Annotated in this window: 1 protein-coding gene and 1 pseudogene; both read left to right on the top strand. The window is 60.4% G+C overall.

The features are described from left to right. The coding region (locus tag EN991_RS29840) for a winged helix-turn-helix domain-containing protein (protein WP_127370092.1) at window positions 1-1340 on the top strand (1340 nt) is incomplete at its 5' end. A 1308-nt stretch (window positions 1341-2648) separates the two neighbouring features. Next, window positions 2649-3026, top strand: a pseudogene (locus EN991_RS29830) (asparagine synthetase B); the annotation flags it as partial.

Below are 3026 nucleotides of genomic sequence, written 5' to 3'. Positions count from 1 at the left end.
TGGACGCTGCCTGGCCGGGCCGGGCGGTCGAGGAAAGCAATCTCACCGTCCAGATTGCGACGCTGAGGAAGGCGCTCGGCCCCACCGACCAAGGTGGCGACTGGATCGCCACCGTGCCTCGCGTCGGCTACCGCTTCACCGCGCCTGTCGAGCGCGTGGAAGGTTCAGTGCAGCGACCAATCGCGCCGTCCGGCAAACCCACCATTGCCGTGCTGCCCTTCGCCAATTTGAGCGGCGATCAGGACCAGCATTATCTGAGCGACGGCATCACCGAAGATATCATCACTGAACTGGCGCGATACCGGTCGCTCGTGGTGATCGCGCGTAATTCATCTTTTCAGTTTCGTGGGCCAGCGCCGGAGGGCGCGGAAGTCCACCGGCAACTCGGCGCGCGCTACCTCGTCGAGGGCAGCGTGCGACGGCTCGGGAGCCGTATCCGGATCACGGCGCAGCTGATCGACGGCGCCAGCGGCTTCCATTTGTGGGCTCAACGCTACGACAGGGCGCTTGAGGACATCTTTTCGGTTCAGGAGGAGGTGGCGGCACTCGTGGCTTCAACCGTCCAAGGCGCCGCCGAGGCAGATGCGACTAGCCGCTCGCGGCGAACGCCGCCGGCCGATTGGGCCGCCTACGACTACTACTTGCAGGGTCGCGCGCACTACCATCAGTATGAAATGGACAAGGGCGAATCCATGTTTACCCGGAGCGCCGAACTCGATCCGACTTTTGCTCAAGGTCATGCCTATCTAGCGCAGTGCCTGGTTGCGCGATTCTGGTACGACCGCGATCCTCGTACGCTGCAAAGTGCCTTGCGGTCTGCGCGCACAGCGCTCCTGCTCGACCGGAATGACGGCATCTGCAACCAGAGCATGGGTCTCGTGCTTGTACATATGCGCCAGCATGGGGATGCCGGACTGCATTTCCAGCAGGCCCGTTCGCTCAATCCGCACGACGTCAACATTGCCGGAGACTATGCAAGCTGGCTCAACTACGGCGGCCAGCCTCAGCAGTCCTTGGCGGTCCTCGAAAGGGCCATACTGCTCGACCCGTTGCCCCCGGTCTGGTTCTGGGAGGTGAAGGGAAGCGCGCTCTTCCTGCTCGGCCGATATGCCGACGCCATCGACGCTTATCGGAAGGCCGGCGACCAGTTCTTCATCCATGCCTTTCTCGCGGCGGCCTACGCCCATCTAGGCGAGATGGAAAACGCGCATGTCGCAGTCGAAGCCACACTGAGGCTGCAACCAGACCTCTCGCTTGGCTACCTTGCCCGCCTTCCCTTCGCAGACCCATCTTCCTTCGAGCACTTCCTCTCCGGCTTCAGAAAGGCCGGCTTTTTATAGGATCCAGCCGGTCCGACAACTCATCGCCGCAGTTGCGTGCATGTGAGCAGTAAGAAGGACGATGGCAATGATAATCGACAGGACAACCTCCCATACTGTTGGAACCTGACATACGGGGTCATTGCTGGATCAGGCCCGTCGTCCAGCAACGCAGTCATGTTACCTTTGGCAGACCGTCCGCTTTCGGGCGAAGGTAAAGTTTGCCGAACGTCCGAGATCAGGCGCATTGCTGCCGCCAGCCGGCAACCGCTGCGAGGTGAGGAAGGACAATGGGATTGTGCCTGGCGCCTGATCGCTCGCATCGAGAAGAAAGACCCGCCATGTGGAAGCTGCCGGACCCGATCACCACGGTCGGGCGTCACGGCATCCTGTTCGGGACCGCCATACTCCCATGAGTGCCAGCGACGGCTGGTTCAACCTTCGGCAACAATATCTGCTCGTTATGTGAAACTGGAAAGAAACGCGCAGTCGCGCGACCTTCTCTACACTGAGGTACTTGGATATCGCTCGCGCAGTATCCTCTCGACTTGACGCGTGTCCACGGTGCCCGGAATGTCAGGCGCACGCCTGAGTTCACCAAGTGGGTTCTCTCGACCCGGCAGTGGGGCTGCCTCGCCTGGTCCGCTCGGATTGCTACCAATACCAGCTGTGTTTTGGGCATGCGTTTGAGGGCCAGTCTTCAGAGCCTCGCCGGACAGGTGGAAATGAGCTCGGTGCGATCAGCATGGACAAGTACCTTGCTCGAACTTGACATAGCCGACGTCTTCGCGGCCCGCCATGCACTCGACGGCGATGGCCATCCCGGCTCCAACCTTGAAGCTGTTCTCTGGCACTAACTATGGTCCGCCCCAGCCCAGTCCGAATGAATGGCCATGGATTGGGTAGCCGCAAAAAATTCCGCGGCCGTCAAGAACATCGAGTACTGCCTTGTAAAGATCGCTTGCCGTTACGCCAAGGCGGCATGCGGCCACGCCTGCCTCAATTCCGGCAATGGCAACCGTCGTAGATTTCATTCTGCCGCGCGGACCACTTTCCCCGACAACGACAGACCTTGAGAAGTCCCAGACCTAGCCTTCGACAGAAGGCGATGAGGGCCTGCCCCTCAGACCCCGTGAACATCATGCGAACACGACGCCAAAAGCTTCATTGCCCTCATCTCGCGGCAGATCCAATGCTGACGCAAGGAATCAGCCGTCGGCGGCCGCTCAAAATTTACCATTCTCATGAATAGTCCCAAATATTTAACACCTACCGATATCTTGGCGTCTATAGTCCGGGCCGCGCTGGTGGACTTGGAAATATCTCGGCATGTGCGGTTTTAGCGGCTATTTCGGCACTGTCCGGGATGGGAGGGCGCTCCTTGAAAGGATGACGGCTGCCATTGCCCATCGCGGCCCCGATGAGCAGGGGTTCTTCACCACAAAGGCGGCCGGCCTCGGCCATGCGCGGCTGTCCATCGTCGGTCTCGGGGACGGCCAGCAGCCGATGTCCGATGCGACGGGCGATCTGACGATCGCCTTCAACGGCGAGATCTTCAACTATGTGGAATTGCGCGAGCAGCTTCGCGCGAAAGGCCGCCATTTCCGGACAACCAGCGACACCGAAGTAATCCTGCATCTCTATGACGAGATGGGGGAGGATTGCGTCTCCGCGCTCAATGGCGATTTCGCCTTTGCGCTCTGGGAC

This window comes from Mesorhizobium sp. M7A.F.Ca.US.005.03.2.1 (genome assembly GCF_003997795.1).
In the GTDB taxonomy this organism is placed as follows: Bacteria; Pseudomonadota; Alphaproteobacteria; order Rhizobiales; family Rhizobiaceae; genus Mesorhizobium; species Mesorhizobium ciceri.
Note: the sequence above shows the minus strand (reverse complement) of the source record. Positions and strands in the feature narration are given on the sequence as shown.